Here is a 21818-nt window from a genome sequence, read left to right as displayed (position 1 = left end):
TTGATCCTAAATCAATAGGAAGCTTTTATTTTTCTGATATCCTCAATCCGTTTCTCAGCAATTTTATTTGCCGCTTCATTCGCCGGAATATTCTCTTGTTTTGACTTTTGCAATACTTTTCGGGTGGCTTCATAAATATTTTCGGCCATCTGAAATGTCTTCTTTTTATTAAAGCCGGCAATTTCTGAATAACAATTGATCAAACCACCGGCATTGATCAGGTAATCAGGCGCATACATTATACCTTTTTCGAGTAACATTTTGCCATGAACAACCTCATCAGCAAGCTGGTTATTCGCTGATCCTGCAATAATAGAACATTTAAGACGATTTATAGTTTCTGTATTAACCGTTGCACCCAAAGCACATGGTGAATAAATATCGATATCGAGATCAAATACGCTATTATTTGCAACAGCAATAGCCCCATATTTCTGGGCTATTTGTGCCAAACGTTCCTCATTAATATCACTGATATAAACTTTTGCATTTTCATTTCTCAGTAAAGAAACCAGATTCTCACCAACTTGCCCAATTCCCTGTACTGCGATAGCTTTGCCGGCGAGACTATCATTTCCAAAACATTCTTTCAAACAAGCCTTTATTCCCATAAATACACCTCTGGCTGTCACGGGAGAAGGGTCACCGCTTCCTCCGATAGATTCAGGTACACCGGTTACATATTTCGTTTCCATTCGGATATATTCCATATCCCTGGGATTGGTTCCTACCTCCTCAGCTGTGATAAATGACCCGTTCAGGTTTTCAATAAAACGGCCATACCTACGCATCAGAGCCTCTGATTTATGTAATCGGCTATCCCCGATAATTACTCCTTTACCTCCGCCCAGGTTTAAACCTGTTATCGCTGCTTTATAGGTCATGCTGCGTGATAAACGCAAGACATCATGAAGTGCTTCTGATTCTGACTTGTAAGGCCACATGCGTGTCCCTCCTAATGCAGGGCCCAATGTGGTATCATGTATGGCGATAATAGCCTTTAATCCGGTACCCGGATCACTGCAATAAACTAATTTCTGATGACCAAATGTGTCAAGCTGACTAAAAACTGAATGTTCTTCAAATTGAGATAAAATCATGTTGGATGCCTGGCTTTACCTCACAAAAGTAGTAAAAAATGTTGTTTTAATTTTTCATAATGGTTTGGAATAGTTTTTCTTGTTGCTGGATGTCAGATGTCAGATGACAGATATAAGCGGAAAACTCCTTATTCTCTAAGCAATACATTGTCATTACGGGCTTGACTAGCAAAAATTCGTTTACCCTATTGTCCCTTGTTAGCCATCAATTCCCTAAATTCTATCTACTTTTGCACGACAGGAATCAGATGAAAGAACTGGCTTATCTCAATAAATTCTTCTATAAATATCGCTGGCGCTTATTGCCGGGTATCCTTTTCGTTATAGTCTCAAATCTTTTTGCAGTGCTTCCAGCACAGGTGATACGTATATCCTTTGATCTTGTGAATGAAAATATTGCACTTTTCAGGCTTTTCGATGGCTTTGAACGTCAGGAGCTCATCTCCAGGATATTTGGCCAAAGTTTATTATTATTTGGTGCAATTGTACTCATATTAGCCTTGCTCAGAGGAATATTCCTTTTTTTTATGCGACAGACAATCATTCTGATGTCAAGGCATATTGAGTATGATCTGAAAAATGAGATTTATCAGCATTATCAAAAACTGTCGATGGCCTTTTATCGCAGAAATAATACAGGCGACCTGATGAATAGGGTAACTGAGGATGTAAGCAGAGTCAGAATGTACCTTGGGCCGGGAATTATGTACACAATTAACACAAGCGTTCTTTTTATTCTGATTATCATATCCATGTTCAGTGTCAATACAAGACTGACTGTATTTTCGTTGCTGCCACTACCTCTTCTGGCGATTACGATCTATTATGTTCATTCAATGATCAACCATCGAAGTGAAAAAATTCAACAGCAGCTTTCATCATTATCAAGCTTTGTCCAGGAGACCTTTTCAGGTATTCGGGTGATCAAAGCCTATGTCCGGGAAGATGACATCCGGAAAAAATTCAATGCTGAAAGCGAAAACTATAAATCACATTCTATGTCTCTGGTACAGGTCCAGGCACTTTTCTACCCTATGATGCTTTTACTTGTAGGACTTAGTACCATCCTAACAATTTATATTGGAGGTATTGAAGTTATGAATGGTAATATCTCTTCCGGAAATATTGCTGAATTTATTGTTTATGTCAATCAGCTTACATTTCCTGTCATGTCACTCGGTTGGGTTACCTCCCTGATACAAAGGGCTGCTGCCTCACAAAAAAGGATCAATGAATTTTTAAAAACAAAGCCGGAGATTATTTCTGTCTCAGGAGAAAAGACAGAACTAAAAGGAAATATTACTTTCAAAAATGTAAACTTCAGGTATCCCGATACGGGTATACAGGCGCTAAAAAACATTTCATTTGAGGTAAAAACTGGCGAGTTTCTTGCCATTATCGGAAGAACAGGTTCAGGAAAATCAAGCATTGCGAATCTTTTGATGCGCATGTATGATGCCGATGATGGACAAATATTACTCGATGAAAAATCTATAAGACAGCTTGATTTGCAACACTTCAGACAGCAAATAGGCTTTGTTCCGCAGGAAGTTTTCCTGTTCTCTGAAACTATTTACAATAATATTGCTTTCGGAATGGAGAAAGCTCAACCTGGCAATGTTGAAATGGCTGCTAAAAATGCAGCAGTGTTTAACAACATCATGGAATTTGGCAGGGGCTTCGAAACACTGATTGGGGAACGGGGAATTACCTTGTCCGGTGGGCAGAAACAAAGGCTCTCTATTGCAAGAGCTATCATTAAAGAACCACAGATTCTTATTTTTGATGACTGTCTTTCAGCTGTAGATACCCGGACTGAGGAGGAAATTCTTAATAATCTGAGTAAGATTATGAAGAATAAAACCAGTATTTTAATTGCCCACAGAGTATCCACCATTAAAAATGCAGACAGAATACTGGTTATGGATAGTGGAGAAATCATTGAACAGGGTACACATGATGAATTAATGACCCTTAAAGGGAGTTATTTTGATTTGTTTGAAAAACAACTATTGGAGGAGCAGACGGCTGGGGAATAGTATAAGGAATGGAGAATGGAAAATGGAGAGTGAAGAATTGCTAATGGGATTTTGTTCAAAAAAAATCAATTTGTTACTTTACTAATATCTATTATATTTACCCCAATCAAAATAAATATGAAAATGGGAGATTTCGACAACAAAGAAAGAGAAGAGGTTTTTTCGAAGAAGGTACGAGCAGGGAAGCGCACCTACTTTTTCGATGTTAAAGCTACACGTTCAAACGATTACTATGTTACAGTAACTGAAAGTAAGAAGCGTTTAGAAGACGGTGTTTTTATTAAACACAAAATATTCCTTTACAAAGAGGATTTTGAAAAGTTTGCTGAAGGTCTTAAAGAAACAATAGATTATATCAAAGCTCACCAGGAAGTTGTAGAAAAGCGATATGAATATACAGAAAATCATATTGAGCCTGCAAAGGGAAGCGATGATTTTTCTTTTGAAATATAGTTCTGATATGAATTGACAGAACCATACAATAAATTAAAAAAGTCCCAAACAAGAAATTGTATTGGGACTTTTTTTATCTATGCCTGTTGCTCCAAATCAATGGGAATGACCTTTTCTGTAATGATCCAGTAACAAATCCCCACCAAAATCATTTTTTAAATCACGAACAACTGAATGAACATGATTGGCATTGTTTTGGGTATTATCATACTCAATAACCAGTGTCGGACCCTGAACCCGGTAATAGGATCCTTTGCCAATTATAGGTTTGGTATATCCCGCCCAGGCAAACCAAAGATTCTCCAAACCTTCCTTTTGGATGTCCTGCATCATTTTTTCCGCAAAATCAGGTCGGTATCTAAAAACATAAACCCTGATCAATTGCAACATTAAGGATTGTTGTCCTTTTGATAATTCGGAATATCGGATTCCTTCCGGTTTTCCCAGCAGAGCCTCACGCTTATCAAAGGTCAGTATATCTTTAAAGGCTACTGTATCAATGATGGCTCTTTTTAATTGCCCGGCAGTTAAGGAATGGATCAAAGCAAAGCCACTGTCAGATTCCTGTTTCAAGACTTGTTTACCCGACATCGGACCGTTAAGTACAATAGCAGGGTTACTTCCCATGAAACCCGGAGTGCCTGCTACGAGTGTTTTTCTGTTGAAAGAGAAATTGAATGAAATATGATGTCCCTCAAACCTCCAGCCCCAAATGCTTTTAGTTGAAGGATTCCCGAAAATTGTAAAGTGATAATTACCAGGATCACGATAGTTATCTTCTGGTTTCCTTTTTTCCAATTCTTTCAAAACCACTTCCAATTGCATAATCTCTTTGGTTTTTTGAAAAGTTTCTTCTCCAACACAAGAGCGTAATAAATCCAGGGCCAGTTTATGTTGCTGTGGATTCATTTCATTAAAGGTGATCCCCCTCCTTTTCAACGGCACAAAATGAAAATTATAGCGTTCTTCGACATCAAATGGGAAAACGGTTTCAGTCTTCTGGGCATCACTGAGCAATGCTATAAAACTATTCGCTGTGCTTACAGTTTCCTGACCCCAAACGGAGACCCGGATAAAAAGGAATACACAAAACAATAATGCTTTTTTCATTATTTGGTACATATAACAGATTAGTATTGAATTTCTATTAATTTCAATGAAATGGTCGAATAAATAATTTATTCGTATAAAATATTAGATTTCCGGAATTTAATACCACAGCTAAAACTATTTTTTCGGCACATTACAATTTAATGGTAAAAAATAAATTCTACCCGCAATTTATTAATTCTTCTGAACCTTATTCAATATAAGATTGAAAACAATGGAGAGAATAATTAGCTTTATTTAATAAAATACGATATAACATCTTTAATATTAGAATATTCTATGAGCATAAATACCTATTATTTCAATCGAATAACGTACTCCTTTATGTTCATAGTTCTTTTATTAATAAGTAGTTGTAAAAATAAAGCAGGAACTTCAGGTGTTGATTCAGATAAAGCACTGTCTACATTTGAAGTCCCTCCTGGTTTCAAAATTGAATTAATCGCTGCAGAACCCCTGATCTCAGATCCGGTAGACATGGAAATTGATGAATATGGTAACCTGTATGTGGTCGAGATGCATGGATATCCTCTGGATATAAGCGGAAGTGGTAATATAATTCTGTTGAAGGATACAAACGGGGATGGAAAGATGGATAAGCGAATAGTATTCGCCGATAATTTAATCCTCCCGGCCGGGGTTATGCGATGGAAAAAAGGCATTCTGGTTACTGACGCCCCTAATTTGCTCTATCTCGAGGATACTGACAATGATGGAAAAGCCGATTTCCGTGACACTGTACTTAGCGGCTTTGCGCTATCAAATCCTCAGCACAATACCAATAACCCAATGTACGGACTGGATAACTGGATTTACATAGGGCATCAGGGTGCAACTTCAACGCGTGAATACAAGGAAGAATTTGGTGATGAGGGATCAGAAATCATTTTCCCCGGATCATTGAATACCCAAAAGCTACCAAAAAATGCTAAAGGGCTATCAATCAGGTTTCAACCTGATGAAAAAAAGATTGAGACCCTGTCCTATCAAACCCAATTTGGTCATGCTTTTGATCAATGGGGAAATTGGTTCGGATGTAATAATTCCAACCAGGGTTATCATGAAGTAATAGCAAACCGATATTTTCAGCGGAATAAAGATCTGGTTATTTCAAGTTCCATACAGTCTATGTCAGACCACCTGAATGCTCCTGAAGTTTTTCCAACAACGACTCATCCCGACAGGCAGTTACTTACAGATGTGGGAGTAATGACTTCCGGTTGTGGGATAACCGTATACGATGGTGGTGCCTTTCCTGCACCTTACGATAAGAATATAAGCTTTATGGCCGAACCGGTAAGCAACCTTGTGCATGCCGACATCCTTAAAGATAAGGGATCAAGCTTTGAAGCAAGTGCTCTATTTAAGAATAAGGAGTTTCTAACTTCAACGGATGCATGGTCGCGTCCGGTTAATTTTTATGTGGGTCCGGATGGTGCACTTTATATGCTGGATTATTACCGCAAAATGATCGAGTCACCTGAATGGATGTCGGAACAAGCGGTAAAAGCAGGAGGACTTTATGATGGTGCAGACAAGGGTCGTATTTACAGAATAACAGCAATTGGTCAAAAAGCAGCAGAATGGACAAAAGGTCTTAAACTGGGGGATGAAAGTACTGAAAAACTAGTGGAACATCTTGCCGATAACAACCGTTGGTGGAGAACAAACTCGCAGCGGCTTTTGGTTGACAGAAAGGACAGAAAAGCAGTACCTGCCCTTATTAAAATGGCCGGAAATCCAAATTCCACAATGGGCAGACTCCATGCACTCTGGACACTCGAAGGCATTGCCGAATTAAGTCCTGCGCTGATTGAAGGGGCTTTAAAGGATAATGAACCAGGGATCCGAAGCAATGCAATAAAACTTGCTGAACTTCATTTGAATGATTCTCCCCAACTGCTTAAATCACTACTGGCACTTCAAAATGATATTGACCCCAAAGTCAGGCTGCAATTATTATTGACATTAGGTTATGATAATTCGAATGAATCAGCGACTGTCAGAAATAAATTATTATTCCGGGACATCAATGATAAATGGGTTCAGATTGCTGCATTAACAGCTTCTTCTTCACAAACAGAATCTATTTTAAAAGAAGTTCTCAATAAGTACCAGTCTGATGTCCCTGCATATTCCACATTAGTTCAGCGGTTAGCTACAATGATTGCAAATGGTGGTGATCAAATAGTGATAAAGAAACTTCTTCAAAGAGCAGCATCCAATAGTTCCGGGAAGCAAAATCAATGGCAGGGAGCGATGCTTGAAGGACTAGCAACGGGAATGGAATCCCTGAAATCAAAATCTCCGGAATCAATTAATGTATTTAAAGAAGATCAGGACTTGTTGGTGAAAACCTTTTTCGGACACTCTTCAGAACTTGTGCGTAAAGGATCCTTAGACATGCTGAGAGTTATTGGATTGAGCGATGGAAGACAAACAAACACTGCTATTGCCGATGCCGTAAAAATTATTGCTAACCGCAATCTTTCAGATACAAAAAGGACTGAATCGATAAATTTCCTGGCTCTGACTGATCCAAGCCCTTATACGTCCTTACTTAAGAATTTGATTGTTCCCCAGGAAAAAACGGCAGTTCAACTGGCCGCTTTAAAAACCTTGAGCAAAATTCCCGGAACAGTAGTCAGTGATTATGTTTTACAGAAATGGGCGGTTTTAACCCCTGAAATAAGGGATGCAGCAATAGGAACATTTCTGGGGAATAATGACAGGATTATTCTTCTTTTAAATGCAATCGAAAAAAATCAGGTTCAGGCCAGCAGTGTTAGTTTTGGCAGAAGTGTACAACTCATGCAAAATAAAGATGACCAATTGCGTAACAGAGCCAGAACGCTGTTTACCAAGAGCGAAGAGGATGGAAAAAAAGTGAATCAAGCCTATCAGGAAGCTCTTGAGTTAAAGGGTGATGCAACAAATGGTCAGAAGGTATATGTACAAAACTGTGCTATTTGTCATCAGGTGAGAGGGAAAATGGGTATTGAACTTGGGCCTGATCTCGGCACAATCCACAACTGGACAGCAGAAATCATCATGGCCAATATCCTTGATCCAAATATCTCAATTTCAAGTGGTTATGACCTATGGAATGTTGAATTAAACAATGGAGAATCCCATCAGGGAATTATTTCAAGTGAAACGGATGTGGCTATAACGCTGAGAAACAATGGCAAACTTGAGAAAACGATCAGTCGTCAGGATATTAAGGAAATAAAGAGTATGGAAATTTCTGCAATGCCTTCCGGACTGGAAAAAAAGATTAATAAACAGGAAATGGCAGACCTTCTGGCATTTTTACGCAAATTTTAATATTAAATCGCTTGAAAACTAAAAACCATAAAACTATGTCATTGAAAGGATTAACACTTCTTCTCTTATGCCTTACAATAATTACCGTTAAGGCATCTTTCGGACAACAAGCTGAAAAAGTATTTAAGGCATCTGTTGTCAAAGTGGATATAACGCCTGAGGAACCGAAAATGTTACTGGGCTATGCGGCGAGAAAATCTACTGGTATTCACGACCGTATTTACCATCGGATTGTCGCGATGGATGATGGTGTTAAGCAGTTCTTTTTGGTTTCAACAGACATTTGCGTCATGTCACCTTCCGAATATGACCATGTAGCTGCACTCCTTCAGCAGGATCTGGGCATTGATCCTGAGAATTTCTGGTGGACATTAACCCATACTCACTCCGCGCCGGAGGTTGGTGTCCCGGGTTTGCCCGAAGTTTTTATGGGTGATCGTTATAAGCACGATGTCGACACGGCTTATACCTCATTGGTGGAACGTTCCCTGATAAAAGGCATCACAGAAGCCCGTAACAAACTGGTCAAAGCCAAAATGGGTGTTGGCTGGGGGTTTTCACAGGCTAATATTAACCGCCGGGCGATTGATGAAAATGGTAAAGCTTCTTTAGGATTAAATCCGGAAGGTGCTGTCGACCGCAAAATTGGATTAATCCGTCTGGATAAAGAAGATGGTAGTCCGCTGGCACTGATTGCTAATTATGCTATCCATGGAACTGTGCTTGGCCCTGCTCATACGGAAATCAGTGGGGATGCACCCGGAATTGTATCTGAATATGTCGAACAAAAATTAGGTGTCCCACTCCTCTTTATCAATGGGGCAGCGGGCAATCTGGCTCCTATCTACAGTGTCTATCCAAATCCCAGAGCAGGACATCTCAGTCAATTCAAAGTACTGTTAGGTGACAGAATTCTCTCTGCCAACAAAGAAATAGTATCCACCCGCTCTGATATTAAGCTATTTACAGGGTCACTTATTGTTGAAACCCCAAGAAAGCCCAATTTAAACTGGCCCAAGGATTTATCCAGATATACTCAGACCACAGAGAATGGGGACCATATGGTGCTCCTGCCGGCAAGGTTCCTGAAGATCAATGAAGATGTGGCTATATGGAGTCTACCGGTTGAATTATTTTGTGAGATCTCAAACGAGATCCGTGATCGCTCACCCTTTCCCTTTACATTTTTCTTCGGTTATACGAATGGCTGGCTTGGATATCTGCCTACGGAAAAAGAATGGAAGCATGGTGGCTATGAAATCGAAACCGTTTCTCCTTACACACCAGCAGTGGAGAAACATTTAAAAGACGCTGTTCTGGGATACCTGGAAGGAGAAATGAAGAGCAGTCCTCCATCCCAGCCACAATCGGTCAATATACCAACAACTATTCAATCACAGGCTGATGGTACGCTAAGGCTGACTGCCCGCAATGGCAAAGGTATTGGGCCAAAAATTAAATATATGCCCGAGTGGTGGGCTTTTGGATGGTTTACAAATTTAGACAGGGTTGAGTGGGATGTTGATGTGATACTTGAAGGGGAATACAATGCAGAACTGGTATGGTCAGTTTCTGATGAGTCAGCTGGTAATGAATTTCTTCTCGAAGCCGGAAAACAAAAACTGACCGGAACTATTGACCGCAGCGGTTCCTGGGAGATTTTCAAGTCAAAAAATATTGGAACAATCAAACTAAAGCCAGGCCGGCAGAAAATCGTTTTCAGATCAAATAAGCCATCCGTAGATGCCGGGATGTTGGACCTGCGGGAAATTAAACTAAGTCTGGTTAAAAAGAAATAATCATTCATCTTCAAAATCAATATAAAATGATAACATTTAAAAATAGTCTCTGGTATTTATGCCTTCTCGCTGTTTCTTTGATTGGATGTGCTGATAATTCCAAAAAAGCACAGGACCAACATGCTGAATGGAATATGGGAGTAGCCTTGTATTCTTTTAACCGTTTTTCATTTGCTGATGCCCTTGATAAAGCAGACAGTGCCGGGGTGAAGTATGTGGAAGGATTTTCTTTCCATAATATGGGGAAGGAATTCAATGATAAAACCATGGCTGCGATGACAAAAGAAGACATCAGCGAGATTAAGGAAATGCTCAGTGCGAAAAATCTTGAAATGCAATCCATGTATGTCAGTGGGGCTAAAACTGAAGCTGACTGGAAGTACTATTTTGAACTTGCCAAGGACATGAATATGCAGCACCTGGTATGTGAACCTGAAAAGGAATCTTGGGATAAGCTCGACAGTCTTGCAGGAATATATAACATCAAAATAGCTATTCATGAGCATGCGAAAGGAAAAAGTCTTTACTGGCATCCTGATTCTGTAATCGCCGCGATGAAAGACCATCCAAATTTTGGTGTATGTGCCGATCTGGGGCACTGGGAAAGAAGCGGTTTAAATCCTGCAGAATGTCTGAAAAAACTGGAGGGAAAAATACTTGGGGTTCATCTGAAAGATATCCATGAATCCAACAACCCTGATGCAAATGATGTTATTATAGGCAAGGGTGTCATTAATTTCCCTGCTGTAATCGATGAATTAAAAGGTCAGCAATATAAGGGTGTGATTCATGTTGAATGTGAACATAAAATGGAGAATAACCTGGCTGAGGTGATTGCGGGAAAGAAATACTTCGAGGGATTATATACTAAAGTCAATTAACAGAAATTATTCTCAACCAAATATGAAAGCACTTTCAATAATCTCAAAACGAAATATTATTTCTTCAAAAAAGAATTTATTTCTATTTATATTATCTATTTTTCTTTCTGCTGAAATGCTTTTGGCGCAAAAAGCTGAAACAACATTTGCCTGGCCTGAGGGAAAGCAAATAGCTATCAGTTTAAGTTTCGATGATGCCCGTGCAAGTCAGGTAGATGCCGGAACCGCACTGCTTGATCAGTATGGCGTTAAAGGTACTTTTTATGTGGTTCCAAATTCTGTTAAACAAAGATTGGAGGGCTGGAAAAAAGCAGTTGCGAGTGGTCATGAAATTGGGAATCATTCTTTCAACCATCCCTGTACAGGTAATTTCCCATGGTCGAGGCAAAAGGCCATTGAGAATTATACACTGAAAAAAATGCGGAATGAGTTAATTCTGGCTAATAAAGATATCAAGGAACTATTGGGAGTAGAGGCTGAGGTATTTGCTTATCCTTGCGGACAAACCTATATCGGCAGAGGGGAAAACACCAAAAGTTACGTTCCTGTTGTTGCAAAACTATTTCTCAGCGGCAGAGGCTGGCTGGATGAAGGACCCAATGCTCCAGAATTCTGTGATCTTGCCCAGTTAACCGGGATGGAAATGGATGGTAAAGATTTTGAGCAAATTTTACCACTGATCGAAAATGCAAAGAAGTCAGGTGCTTGGCTGGTTCTTGCCGGCCATGAAATGGGTGCATCCGGAAGTCAAACCACCCGATTGAGTATGCTGAAAAAGCTGATCGAATACGCACAAAATCCTGCAAACGGGATATGGATTGCGCCGGTTGGGACTGTGGCTAAATATATTAAGGGGCAGAAGGGGTAAATTGAGATTGTGGAGATTCCAGCATTCGCTGACAAGAGCTGATTGGAGTGAAGCATTATAAAACCAAGGCTTGCCTTTCATTTACATATTTTTGAATGATGCATCAAAAATAAAGCCTGCAGACTGATCGAGCGCAAAGAACATGCGTACCTGATCTAAGCCAACAAGCAAAGGATATTAAAATGACGTAATTCAGTATACGGCAAACAAATTCTTTAATTTTAATTGCCATAAAAAATCATTAGAAAGATGATGAAGAAAGAATTGGTTATGGAGTTGCTACAAAAATTTGAACAAGCAGCTTACGAGTATCAGGGAGTTGAATGCTGGAGTGCGAGGGAACTACAAAAGGTATTTAACTATACTGATTGGCGTAATTTTCTAAAGGCCATTGACAAAGCCAAAAAATCTTGTGAGAATGCAGGAGAGACTGTTTCTAATCATTTTGTTGGCTTCAACAAAATGATAGATTTGGCAAAAGGTGCTAAACGGGAAATAGACGATATTGCTCTTACAAGGTATGCCTGCTATCTAATTGCTCAAAATGGAGATGCTACCAAAAACGAAATTGCTTTTGCCCAAACTTACTTTGCCGTGCAAACACGCAAACAGGAAATTATCGAACAGCGACTTTTAGACGTTGCAAGAGTAACAGCAAGAGAAAAACTAAGCAAATCTGAAAAGAAATTATCGGGTATCATTTACGAACGTGGAGTGGACGATAAAGGTTTTGCTATTATCCGCAGTATGGGCGACAAAGCCTTGTTTGGTGGTTTTTCTACCAACGATATGAAACGTAAGCTGCAAATTCCAGACAATAAGCCTTTAGCCGACTTTCTGCCAACACTTACCATTAAAGCGAAAGACTTTGCTGCCGAACTGACCAGCCACAACGTAGTAGAAAAAGACCTGAAAGGGCAACAACAAATTGGTAAAGAACACGTGGACAACAATACGGCTGTCCGTAAAATGCTCAAACAAAGAGGTGTGCAACCTGAAAACCTACCTGCTTTGGAAGATGTAAAGAAAGTGCAACGCAGATTAGAGAGTGAAGAAAAGAAAATAAGTAAAACGACAAACAAGCTGAACAAGAAAAAGTAGAAAAACCTGGAGAGAATGCCGGAATTGAGACACTCCAATTTGTAAAAATAATCCATCTCAATCAATTTAAAAAGACTGAATCGGGCTATATTGACTATTAACAATCTAACCGGAAAGCAGTTACTACAGTCTAACCATCCCTACATAACTACTATTCGCAATACGCTGCCTGTCGTCAGAAATAAAGGAAATCCAGGCAGGATGATCAACAGGCTTCTTATTTTTGCTGATGCTGATAAGCTGTCTTTCTTCTGAACGTCTGGCACCACTCAAAGTACCGCATAAAGAATTAGATTCGTTATCATAAACCAGAATCATAACCTGATCTTCTTCACGCAAATCCCATTCAGCACGGCTGCCTGCATCCTTAGAATTATCCCTCCATCTAAAGACAAGTTGTTCTTCATTCAGTTCAACAGCCGCATCAACTGCCCCGGGTAAATCACCCATGCTGAACCGGAAAGCAGCGTAATTTATCTCTCCCTCATCATTAAATGCATTGAGCATATTCCATGACTTAGCCGAATTATGCGCGGAATTGCCATTGCGCTTTGCTTCCAAATTGAAGCCGACACGAATGAAGGGTAAAAGCGGCTTAAGCATATTCTGCATCTTCGAAAACTTCGAACGGCATATATTCTGATTAATCGAGCCTTTTTTATTTTTTTTGGAGTATTTGGGCAAACCACGGATTACCCATTTGCCGTATTGCTGATAACCGACAACGCTTCCGGCCTTGCCGCTGAAGCCTCCATTTGGACCACCATTTAAAATAGCCATAAGATAGGATAAGTGTCTATATTAAAGATAGTTAAACATTATTAATAATACAAATTTTAGACTTTGCTTAGTCGTAGGTTGTTCGTATGTTGGTCGGGTACAATTGTCATACGTCCGACTAAAGTCCGTCCAAACTTCGACCAAACTCCGTTTAACATGAAGTTGATTTAAGAACAGCATAATGACTTGATATTTACTTGCTGATCTGAATTTGAAAGAATTGAATGATGCGGGTATCTGACAATTTCAGTCTGGTTCAATATAAAATTGAACGATCCGGGTTAATTGCTTTTATAATTTTCAATTTGGATTAGGTAATTGAGGAGAGAATGGGGATATTTAATAAAGCATGATAAATAGCCTCAAGCCAGCGTATTTGGGTGGCTTAGGAGGGTTTTATAGCTTATATATATAAGGGTGAAAGCCTACTAGACCGATACCGACAGAAAATAAATCGACATTATGACAGAACAAGAAATAAAAAATGGTATTAAAGAGGTTTGTGAAATTTCAACAGAAATAGCAACACTTTATGCCGACAACAATGCATTAGTAGCAAAATTAAATTCAGTCCCGCAAGACGAGCTTCAAAAAGCATCTGACTATTACGCTTCTCGTTTTGGTGTAATTGTTGACTTAAGAAAAGACGTTCTAAAATATCTTAAAGAAGGTAATAAACTCGACTTAACAACTCTCGAAGGCTTCATTGTAAAACATAAAACTGGAAAGGAAAATCAGTATCGTGCTTACAAAAATTACTATTCAATATTTTTTCCGATTATCACTTTCTATGGACACAATCCAATAAGAGAATTTATCGAACAATTTATTTCTGAAATTATTAATCGACTTCAACTAAAGGATAAAGTAAAACAAATATATTTTGACTTTCAAGGTGCAAGACAACAAGGCAGCGATAGACTATGGTTTGCACTGTTTAATAAAAATCAAGCGTCACAATCTACCGGCTTACAAATTTTTGCTGACTTTCATCATGGTACAATCAAATACGGAATTTACAGACATTCAGATGCCTCATATATAAAAGGGCCTATTGAGTTATCCCCTGAAAATTTTGATTTTGAGGCAATGTTGAAATTTTATGAAGAAAACAAAAACTTGATTATTGATGACGAGCCTATTAAAGACAAGCTTTTAACAATTCCATTGAACCAAAATCGACTTTATAAAATATCACATGGTTCTTTTAAGACAAAGGCTAACGAAAGTATAAGAGACGTATTTAAAGAAAATCAATGGATAGTTATTCATGAAAACACAAAAAAAGGACAAGCAGAAGCTTTTAAAAATGATTTAACAGAAGGCGACTTTGTTTACATAACAATCGGTGGAAATGAGTTATTTGCAATTGCAAAAGTTAAGGCAGGTTCATGGGGTTACGTACCAGAAGATATAACGGACGAAAATGGTTGGATATATAGAGAAGTTGAATATGTTAAATCGGCAAATAACCCAGACTCTTCGCCTTTAAAGTCATTTAAGGAGTTCATTTATCCTAGTGGCAACAGCACGTTTACTGAAATTGCAATTGACAAAATTGAAGAAGCCAATAAAAATATATTCAAGCCTCATTTTGGAGTAGAGTTTATCTCTGAAGGAGCAACAAAAATTAAGGAACAAGGAGAAATACAAAAACATCCGAACAATATTATTTTATTCGGTCCTCCAGGAACTGGAAAGACTTATAACAGCATAGACAAAGCCGTTGAAATCGTTACTGGTATTAAAAGTAATCATGAAGACAGTAAACAGATTTTTGACAAGCTAAAAAAAGAAGGTCAAATCGAATTTGTTACATTTCATCAAAACTACTCTTATGAAGACTTTATGGTTGGAATCAGACCCGATATTGAGTTCGAACATTTGCGTTTCAAACCATATAGAGGAATATTTTATGAAATAGCAAAAAAAGCAAAAGAGAATTATTTAGCTTCAAGAGAACAAACTGCTTTGGCAAAATCTTTTGGTGAAGTTTTCAACGAAATTATTAAACCTATAGAAGAAAAAAATGAAAGTGTCGAAATCACAATGGTTTCAGGACTAAAATATAAAATCACAGATGTAAGTGATACTACTATTCATTTTACAAAACCATCTGGTGGTACTCAACATACTTTAAGCATTCAAACACTTCAAGACGTAGTTGAAGGAATTAAAGAGGTAACGTCAGGAATTTCTGTTTACTACAATCCTTTAGCTAAACTAATACAAGCAAAAAGAAAACCATCAGGAAGCGGACAAAAGGAAAAACTTAAAAATTTTGTGTTAATCATAGATGAAATTAATCGAGCAAATATTTCAAAGGTGTTTGGTGAATTAATTACTCTTTTGGAGGAGGACAAAAGAATTGATGCTAAAAACGAATTGCGACTTACATTACCAAACGGAGATAAAGAATTTGGCGTGCCGCCAAATCTTTATTTAGTTGGGACAATGAACACCGCTGACAAATCGATTGCTTTGATTGATATTGCTCTTAGGAGGCGTTTTGAATTTATTGGTTACTTTCCTGATTATAGCAAATTGGAAGAAAGTGATGGAGACTTTCTAAAGCACATCAATAAGGAAATATATTCTCGAAAAAAATCTGCCGACTACTTAATCGGACACGCATATTTTATGACAGGTCTCGATACTTTTAAAGTTATCAAGAATAAAATCATTCCACTATTAATGGAGTATTTTTCAGGTAAAACGGAGGTTGTAGAAGAGATTTTTAAGAACAGTTCGTGGGGAGTAAAATATGATCTTGAAAAGTATGATTGGATTATTCAAGCTACAAGCTAATGTTTACTCTTTTTGAATATGGTCAGCAAATTTCAGTAAAAGACAGAATTGGTCTTGAAGGATACTTGCGTTTTCTATGGCAAGATTATAAAAACTTGTGGATTGATGAAAATCAAGAAACGGACAATGTAAATAGCTCAAATTATCAACCCTTTATTGCTTTTGATGGCAATAAAGCTAAAGCAAATAATTTTGTTGGCTTCATAAATTGCAATGATGATTCATTGGAAATTTATCCAAAAGTCTTTCAAAACATGCAATATCCAAATAAGGATTTAATGCATAGGCATCTGTTCTTTTGGTTTAGCTATTGCAAGAAAATAAAATTCCCCTTTAATCAATCTTTCCTTGACAACTTTGAAATTGACCGTTTCCCTGAACTAATTATTTATTTAATCGGAAAGCAAATCAACGAAACTGTAAGTGCAAAACCATTCTCTGCATATGAGAAAGTGGAAGAAGCATTGTTAACACCAAGAGGGAAAATTAACTTTAATAGATATACAACAAGCTTGTCGTATGGCAGACATCAATTTATTGATTGTGATTATGAGCCTTTCGTATACGACAATAAAGTCAATAGAATTATTAAACATTGCGTTCGACTGTTATTAACACAAACGACAACACCTGAAACGCAAAGAATACTTCATGAAATCATTCATATACTTGATGAAGTTGAAGACCAAGCTTGTACGATAGACCAACTGAATCAAATAAGAGTCCCGACTTTATTTGACGAGTATGAAGATGTGATGCAATGTTGCAGGATGATTCTTGAGAATCAAATTTATTCAAACGCTGAATATGAAATGAAAAATTGGAGCTTACTATTTCCTATGGAATATGTTTTTGAAGATTTCATTTCAGGATTTTTAAAAGACCACTTTAGCAAGGACTTTGAAATTGAATCCCAAAAATCAGAACTATATCTTCATCAAAATCCGAAAACATTTAACTTACAACACGACATTTTATTGACAAATAAAAAGACTAAAGAGAAAGTAATTATTGATACAAAGTATAAGCCTAGATGGGATTTGAAATCATCCGACAATAAAAAAGGCGTTTCACAGGCAGACATGTATCAAATGATCAGTTACGCATATCGAAGAGGAACAGACAAAGTAATTCTTATTTATCCGAACACCTCAGAAAAATTAGCAGAAGATTATGTTTTCAAAATTCAGAAATCAAATGAAAATGAAGAAATTAAAATCAAAATCGTTGACGTTCCATTTTGGTCTTCGGTTGACCATTCTGAGGTAGAAACAAATTTATTAATCAAGCTTGACAATGTATTGCGAAATGACTATTAGCCAAACAAGACAAGGAAGGCCAGCACCCAACAGGCGTTTGGCTCAATGGCGGGTGACGAGGTTAATTCAACATTCTACCTCGCATCAACTTTTGTGGTATATTGACAGTTTTGAAGCCAACATTGAAAACAATGTGGACACCACCAATTTGCTGAATGTAGCTTTAGAAAATGTGCTCTTCATGTCCCGAAAAATTTCGGAAGAGGAAATGGTAATTGCCGACCAGTTAAAAGACATGCTTCGCAAAACCCGTGAAGCATTGGGTGGCAACTTCGACCAAAACGACCCGCAATTTGTGAATTTATACAATGAGCTGAAGCGCTTGTTTGACAAGAAAAATCTGGATGAAATAACGCAGGACGATATGCGAAACAATATCGGTTCGCTGCAAAAGATTTACGATCAGGTAACCGAACTCAACCGTATAACAATTTGCTGAAAGCCAAATATGAGAACGATGCCAAGTATGCCCGAATGCACAAACGCATTTTAGAGAAAGGCAACATCTCCAAACGGGAAAGCGAAATTTGCGAAACACTGATGGACATTAAAAATCAGGTTGATGAAAAAGTATTAATTAATACCCAAATGCTGAATAACGAAAGTTATTTCGACAAGGTGATGATACAAATGGTGATTGGCAGTTTTGGTAAAAACAAAATTGAACTCGACCCCGAATCAGCCAAATAAATCAATACCTGTTTGGTAAAGGAATATATGAACGAGTACTCGGGAGCAATTAGGAGTTATTAATGAGTAATTAGCAATGAAAAATGAAATAAAGGTATTCGATGACAAAAAAGTAAGAACCATTTGGGATGCCGGTAAGGAGAAATGGTATTTGGCAATTGTAGATGTAATTGCTGCTTTAACCAATAGCCCCAATCCACAGGTATATTGGCGTGTGATGAAAAAGAGGTTGAAAGACGAGGGTAATGAAACCGTTACAAATTGTAACGGTTTGAAAATGCCAGCGCCCGATGGCAAAATGAGAATGACTGATGTTGCAGATACCGAACAGCTTTTCCGACTTATACAATCCATTCCTTCACCCAAAGCAGAACCATTTAAACTTTGGTTGGCTAAAGTTGCTGCTGAAAGATTAGACGAAATGCAAGACCCGGAATTGAGTATCGACCGTGCATTGGAACAATACATGAATTTAGGGTATACTGAAAATTGGATAAACCAACGCCTGAAAAGTATTGAAATACGAAAGGAACTTACGGATGAATGGAAAAAACGTGGACTGAAAGAGGGCATTCAGTTTGCAACACTGACTGATATAATTACTAAAGCATGGAGTGATAAAACCACCAAAGAATATAAAATCCTGAAAGGTTTAAAGAAAGAAAACCTACGAGATAATATGACCAATACAGAACTTATTTTAAATATGCTTGCCGAAGCTTCTACTAAGGATATTTCAGCAGCTGTTGAGCCAAAAAATTTCCAGGAAAGCAAAAAAGTGGCAAAACAAGGTGGAAACGTTGCCAAGGTTGCCCTAAAAGAACTAGAAGCTAAAACTGGAAAAAAAGTGGTGAGTGCTTTAAATGCGAAAAAGACACTTCCACCAAAAAATTAGCAGTTGATAATTAGTAATTAGCGATGGAGAAAGAAAATATCATAGCAGATGAAAGCAAGAAATTCGCCATACGAATTGTAAAGCTGTATCAGTTTCTTACAACAGAGAAAAAGGAGTTTGTATAAAGCAAACAACTTTTAAGAAGCGGAACAAGCATAGGTGCAAATGTAAGAGAAGGTATTTACGGCCAAACCCGGCCTGATTTCCATAGCAAGCTAACCATCGCATTAAAAGAAGCTGCCGAAACTGAATATTGGCTTGATTTACTGGCAGAAACCGATTATATCACCAAAGAACAACATAACAATATTGCAATCGATTGTACAGAGATATTAAAGATTTTAACAGCAATCACAAAGAAAACAAAAACGACCAAATAATGAGGCCAATACAAATTCAAGAAAATTATCAGGATTTAAATCCCAAGAAAATTCAAGTCCATATCAGGCTAAGTTCTGCCTTTACTCTCAAACCCTTGCTCAAGCCTGTCATCACTCCCTTTTCGAAGCTTGTGATATCGCTAACCCTATGTTGCTCTTTAAATTCATCTGCATCAGAAATATACATTGGGAAGTCTGAGGCAAATATCAGTCCTACCCTTCCGGTGGCTTTAATGGGTCAGTTTAATCTTCGGATTGCGCATACGACGGCCACGCCTCTGACTGCCAATGTAGTGGCCCTCGAATCAAGAGAAGGCACAAAATCCATTGATGCAGCTGTTTTTGTTTCCTGCGACCTGGTTTATATCCCTACGCCATTACTTTCAATGATTCGGATAGAAGTTTCAAAACAGCTACCCGGTTTCGACGGCAGCAAAATAATTCTGAACGCGACACATACCCATACCGCACCGGTACTGGAAGATAATTTAGATGAATCCTCGTTTTTGTATAAGATACCTGGGGGAGTAAGTCCGGTAAGTGCATACAGAGCGCTATTTGTAAAGAATGTAGCCGATGCGATCGTTAAAGCCTGGAATAGCCGTAGCCCCGGTAGTGTAAGCTGGGGACTTAACAGAGCCGCAATCCCTTATAACCGTCGTGCGTCTTATGCCGACAATACAACAACAATGTATGGCAAAACCAATGTCCCTGAGTTTCGTAACCTGGAAGGGTATGAAGATCATGACATTAATTCTCTTTTCTTTTGGGATAAGGAAGGGAAGCTGATTGCAATGAGTATTGACGTTGCCTGTCCGGCACAGGAAGTTGAAGGACGTTCGGAGGTAAATGCAGATTACTGGCATCCGGTTCGAATGGCGCTAAAGGAAAAATTTGGTGATGATTTAACGGTATTGGGTTGGATTGGTGCGGCGGGAGATCAATCTCCCCATATTATGTATCGCAAGGCTGCCGATGAACGGATGCTTAAACTAAGCAATAAAACCCGCATGGAAGATATAGCCGAACGTGTTGTATCAGCTGTCGAGGAAACCTATAAAACAGTAAAAGATGATCAGTATCGAAATCTGCAATTGGTTCATAAGGTAGAAAAGATCAAATTACCAGTGAGGGTAATCACAAAAAAGGAATACGAAGAATCCAAAATTGTGCGGGATGAAGCTGCAGCCCTTATTGCAAAAGACCCGAAAGCTGCAGATCAGCACTATGCAAAAATGACCCGGTTTGGAGATGTTCTCAAACGGTTTGAAAAGCAAATAACAAACCCTGATTATGAAACTGAAATACATGTTTTACGCATTGGGGATGTTGTAGTATGTACCAATCAATTTGAGCTGTTTACCGATTATGGCATCCGCATTCAGGCACGCAGCAAGGCTTTGCAAACTTTTGTTGTTCAGCTTGCAGGTCCGGGTACTTATCTGGCGACAGAAAAGGCCATCAGAGGGGGTGGTTATAGTGCTGTTTGTCAGAGCAATATCGTTGGTTCTGAGGGCGGACAAATTCTGGTCGATCGGACTGTTAAATTAATTGATGAAATGTGGGCCGAGAAAGCCAATTAGTTTCAGGATTCAATGGATTTAGGTTGTGATAATTAGCTAAATTAACCTGAGTTCAATATTAAACTATTTAAAGATTAATATTTAACCACATAGATTGACTTTAATTATGCTTTAAAGGAAACATAGATTGTAAATCACATAGATTGAAGCGAAGCTTCAAGGCTATCTGTGTCTAAAATTTAGGTTAGAGGCTATATAATGCTATGTTTCTATGCGGTTATTAAAAAATTATGTCGAGTTCACGTTATATTAATTTTTAATGGATATTGTCTTCGTCATATTACCGCTCTTACTATTAATGTATGCCGCATACAAGGGTTTTAGTGTTATCCTTTTTGCACCCTTAACGGCATTGCTGGCAGTACTTTTAATAAATCCGGCCTGGGTTCCTGCTTTTTTCTCAGGCATTTTTATGGAAAAAATGGCAGGCTTTGTTAAGCTATATTTTCCGGTTTTTCTATTGGGTGCTATTTTCGGAAAAGTGATTGAACTATCCGGTTTTGCCAAATCTATTGCCCATTTAGTTATCAAAGTAATTGGTGAATGGATATTCCGGACTATGTTGACCCCACCAAGCGGTATCAATTTGCGGCTACCAAAATAGCTTAGTCACGTTGAAACGCATGCCATTCCGGCGGATGCTGACCCCCTTTCAGAGATAGTTGCTCGTATACCGGAGCAAGTT

The 21818-nt window shown here is 38.3% G+C and carries 17 protein-coding genes and 1 pseudogene; 15 read left to right on the top strand and 3 right to left on the bottom strand.

All coding sequences use genetic code 11. The features are described from left to right. Positions 1 to 11 precede the first annotated feature (11 nt). Positions 12 to 1100 (bottom strand): Glu/Leu/Phe/Val dehydrogenase dimerization domain-containing protein, encoded by a 1089-nt coding sequence (locus tag Q8S11_RS16840; RefSeq protein ID WP_305663291.1) that lies wholly within the window; start codon positions 1098 to 1100, stop codon positions 12 to 14. Positions 1101 to 1348: 248 nt separating this feature from the next. On the opposite strand from Q8S11_RS16840, the gene Q8S11_RS16835 reads away from it, so the two are divergent. Further along, the gene (locus Q8S11_RS16835; protein WP_305663336.1) at positions 1349 to 3139 is read left to right on the top strand and encodes an ABC transporter ATP-binding protein; all 1791 of its coding nucleotides are present in this window, start codon (positions 1349 to 1351) and stop codon (positions 3137 to 3139) included. Between the two features lie 123 nt (positions 3140 to 3262). Next, entirely contained in the window at positions 3263 to 3592 is a 330-nt protein-coding gene (locus Q8S11_RS16830; protein ID WP_305663290.1) for a DUF3276 family protein, read from the top strand. 96 nt (positions 3593 to 3688) lie between these two features. Here the strand turns inward: Q8S11_RS16830 and Q8S11_RS16825 are convergent, their stop codons facing one another. Further along, entirely contained in the window at positions 3689 to 4702 is a 1014-nt protein-coding gene (locus Q8S11_RS16825) for a DUF3500 domain-containing protein (protein WP_305663289.1), read from the bottom strand. A 324-nt stretch (positions 4703 to 5026) separates the two neighbouring features. On the opposite strand from Q8S11_RS16825, the gene Q8S11_RS16820 reads away from it, so the two are divergent. The 5 genes from Q8S11_RS16820 (at position 5027) to dinD (ending at position 12678) form a co-directional block, all read left to right on the top strand. After that, entirely contained in the window at positions 5027 to 8029 is a 3003-nt protein-coding gene (locus Q8S11_RS16820; RefSeq protein WP_305663288.1) for a PVC-type heme-binding CxxCH protein, read from the top strand. 35 nt (positions 8030 to 8064) lie between these two features. Then, positions 8065 to 9828: a neutral/alkaline non-lysosomal ceramidase N-terminal domain-containing protein gene (locus Q8S11_RS16815; protein ID WP_305663287.1), complete on the top strand. Its 1764-nt coding sequence runs from the start codon at positions 8065 to 8067 to the stop codon at positions 9826 to 9828. Between the two features lie 26 nt (positions 9829 to 9854). Beyond that, entirely contained in the window at positions 9855 to 10709 is an 855-nt protein-coding gene (locus tag Q8S11_RS16810; protein ID WP_305663286.1) for a sugar phosphate isomerase/epimerase, read from the top strand. A 22-nt stretch (positions 10710 to 10731) separates the two neighbouring features. Next, positions 10732 to 11577, top strand: a complete 846-nt coding sequence (locus tag Q8S11_RS16805) for a polysaccharide deacetylase family protein (RefSeq protein ID WP_305663285.1) — start codon at positions 10732 to 10734, stop codon at positions 11575 to 11577. Between the two features lie 249 nt (positions 11578 to 11826). After that, positions 11827 to 12678: a DNA damage-inducible protein D gene (gene dinD, locus Q8S11_RS16800; RefSeq protein ID WP_305663284.1), complete on the top strand. Its 852-nt coding sequence runs from the start codon at positions 11827 to 11829 to the stop codon at positions 12676 to 12678. 123 nt (positions 12679 to 12801) lie between these two features. On the opposite strand, the gene Q8S11_RS16795 is transcribed toward dinD, so the two are convergent. Beyond that, entirely contained in the window at positions 12802 to 13458 is a 657-nt protein-coding gene (locus Q8S11_RS16795; protein WP_305663283.1) for a DUF6266 family protein, read from the bottom strand. A gap of 462 nt (positions 13459 to 13920) precedes the next feature. On the opposite strand from Q8S11_RS16795, the gene Q8S11_RS16790 reads away from it, so the two are divergent. From Q8S11_RS16790 to Q8S11_RS16760, 8 genes and pseudogenes are all read left to right on the top strand, one after another. After that, on the top strand, positions 13921 to 16266 hold the full coding sequence (locus tag Q8S11_RS16790) for an McrB family protein (protein WP_305663282.1): 2346 nt from the start codon (positions 13921 to 13923) through the stop codon (positions 16264 to 16266). Next, positions 16266 to 17585: an McrC family protein gene (locus Q8S11_RS16785; protein WP_305663281.1), complete on the top strand. Its 1320-nt coding sequence runs from the start codon at positions 16266 to 16268 to the stop codon at positions 17583 to 17585. The genes Q8S11_RS16790 and Q8S11_RS16785 overlap by 1 nt, the downstream gene beginning before the upstream one ends. Continuing rightward, a complete protein-coding gene (locus tag Q8S11_RS16780; RefSeq protein WP_305663280.1) occupies positions 17575 to 18024 on the top strand; it encodes a hypothetical protein in 450 nt (149 codons plus the stop codon). The genes Q8S11_RS16785 and Q8S11_RS16780 overlap by 11 nt, the downstream gene beginning before the upstream one ends. Further along, entirely contained in the window at positions 18018 to 18275 is a 258-nt protein-coding gene (locus tag Q8S11_RS16775) for a hypothetical protein (RefSeq protein ID WP_305663279.1), read from the top strand. The genes Q8S11_RS16780 and Q8S11_RS16775 overlap by 7 nt, the downstream gene beginning before the upstream one ends. 76 nt (positions 18276 to 18351) lie before the next feature. Continuing rightward, the gene (locus Q8S11_RS16770) at positions 18352 to 19170 is read left to right on the top strand and encodes a Bro-N domain-containing protein (RefSeq protein ID WP_305663278.1); all 819 of its coding nucleotides are present in this window, start codon (positions 18352 to 18354) and stop codon (positions 19168 to 19170) included. A 137-nt stretch (positions 19171 to 19307) separates the two neighbouring features. Further along, positions 19308 to 19550 (top strand): annotated as a pseudogene (locus Q8S11_RS17900) (four helix bundle protein); the annotation flags it as partial. Then, complete coding sequence (locus Q8S11_RS16765; protein WP_305663277.1) at positions 19550 to 21133, top strand: hypothetical protein; 1584 nt, start codon at positions 19550 to 19552, stop codon at positions 21131 to 21133. The pseudogene Q8S11_RS17900 and the gene Q8S11_RS16765, both read left to right, overlap by 1 nt. A gap of 259 nt (positions 21134 to 21392) precedes the next feature. Further along, positions 21393 to 21737: a hypothetical protein gene (locus Q8S11_RS16760; protein WP_305663276.1), complete on the top strand. Its 345-nt coding sequence runs from the start codon at positions 21393 to 21395 to the stop codon at positions 21735 to 21737. Positions 21738 to 21818 lie beyond the last annotated feature (81 nt).

The sequence above is a fragment of the Daejeonella sp. genome (assembly GCF_030695525.1).
Classification (GTDB): domain Bacteria; phylum Bacteroidota; class Bacteroidia; order Sphingobacteriales; family Sphingobacteriaceae; genus Daejeonella.
Note: the sequence above shows the minus strand (reverse complement) of the source record. Positions and strands in the feature narration are given on the sequence as shown.

Bases quoted from the DNA above. Each gene is read 5' to 3' on its own strand.
- Q8S11_RS16820 (WP_305663288.1), top strand. From the start codon at position 5,027: ATGTTCATAGTTCTTTTATTAATAAGTAGTTGTAAAAATAAAGCAGGA.
- Q8S11_RS16835 (WP_305663336.1), top strand. From the start codon at position 1,349: ATGAAAGAACTGGCTTATCTCAATAAATTCTTCTATAAATATCGCTGG.
- Q8S11_RS16840 (WP_305663291.1), bottom strand. From the start codon at position 1,100: ATGATTTTATCTCAATTTGAAGAACATTCAGTTTTTAGTCAGCTTGAC.
- Q8S11_RS16825 (WP_305663289.1), bottom strand. From the start codon at position 4,702: ATGAAAAAAGCATTATTGTTTTGTGTATTCCTTTTTATCCGGGTCTCC.
- Q8S11_RS16780 (WP_305663280.1), top strand. From the start codon at position 17,575: ATGACTATTAGCCAAACAAGACAAGGAAGGCCAGCACCCAACAGGCGT.
- Q8S11_RS16805 (WP_305663285.1), top strand. From the start codon at position 10,732: ATGAAAGCACTTTCAATAATCTCAAAACGAAATATTATTTCTTCAAAA.
- dinD (WP_305663284.1), top strand. From the start codon at position 11,827: ATGATGAAGAAAGAATTGGTTATGGAGTTGCTACAAAAATTTGAACAA.
- Q8S11_RS16765 (WP_305663277.1), top strand. From the start codon at position 19,550: ATGAGGCCAATACAAATTCAAGAAAATTATCAGGATTTAAATCCCAAG.
- Q8S11_RS16795 (WP_305663283.1), bottom strand. From the start codon at position 13,458: ATGGCTATTTTAAATGGTGGTCCAAATGGAGGCTTCAGCGGCAAGGCC.
- Q8S11_RS16810 (WP_305663286.1), top strand. From the start codon at position 9,855: ATGATAACATTTAAAAATAGTCTCTGGTATTTATGCCTTCTCGCTGTT.
- Q8S11_RS16770 (WP_305663278.1), top strand. From the start codon at position 18,352: ATGAAAAATGAAATAAAGGTATTCGATGACAAAAAAGTAAGAACCATT.
- Q8S11_RS16815 (WP_305663287.1), top strand. From the start codon at position 8,065: ATGTCATTGAAAGGATTAACACTTCTTCTCTTATGCCTTACAATAATT.
- Q8S11_RS16760 (WP_305663276.1), top strand. From the start codon at position 21,393: ATGGATATTGTCTTCGTCATATTACCGCTCTTACTATTAATGTATGCC.
- Q8S11_RS16785 (WP_305663281.1), top strand. From the start codon at position 16,266: ATGTTTACTCTTTTTGAATATGGTCAGCAAATTTCAGTAAAAGACAGA.
- Q8S11_RS16830 (WP_305663290.1), top strand. From the start codon at position 3,263: ATGGGAGATTTCGACAACAAAGAAAGAGAAGAGGTTTTTTCGAAGAAG.
- Q8S11_RS16790 (WP_305663282.1), top strand. From the start codon at position 13,921: ATGACAGAACAAGAAATAAAAAATGGTATTAAAGAGGTTTGTGAAATT.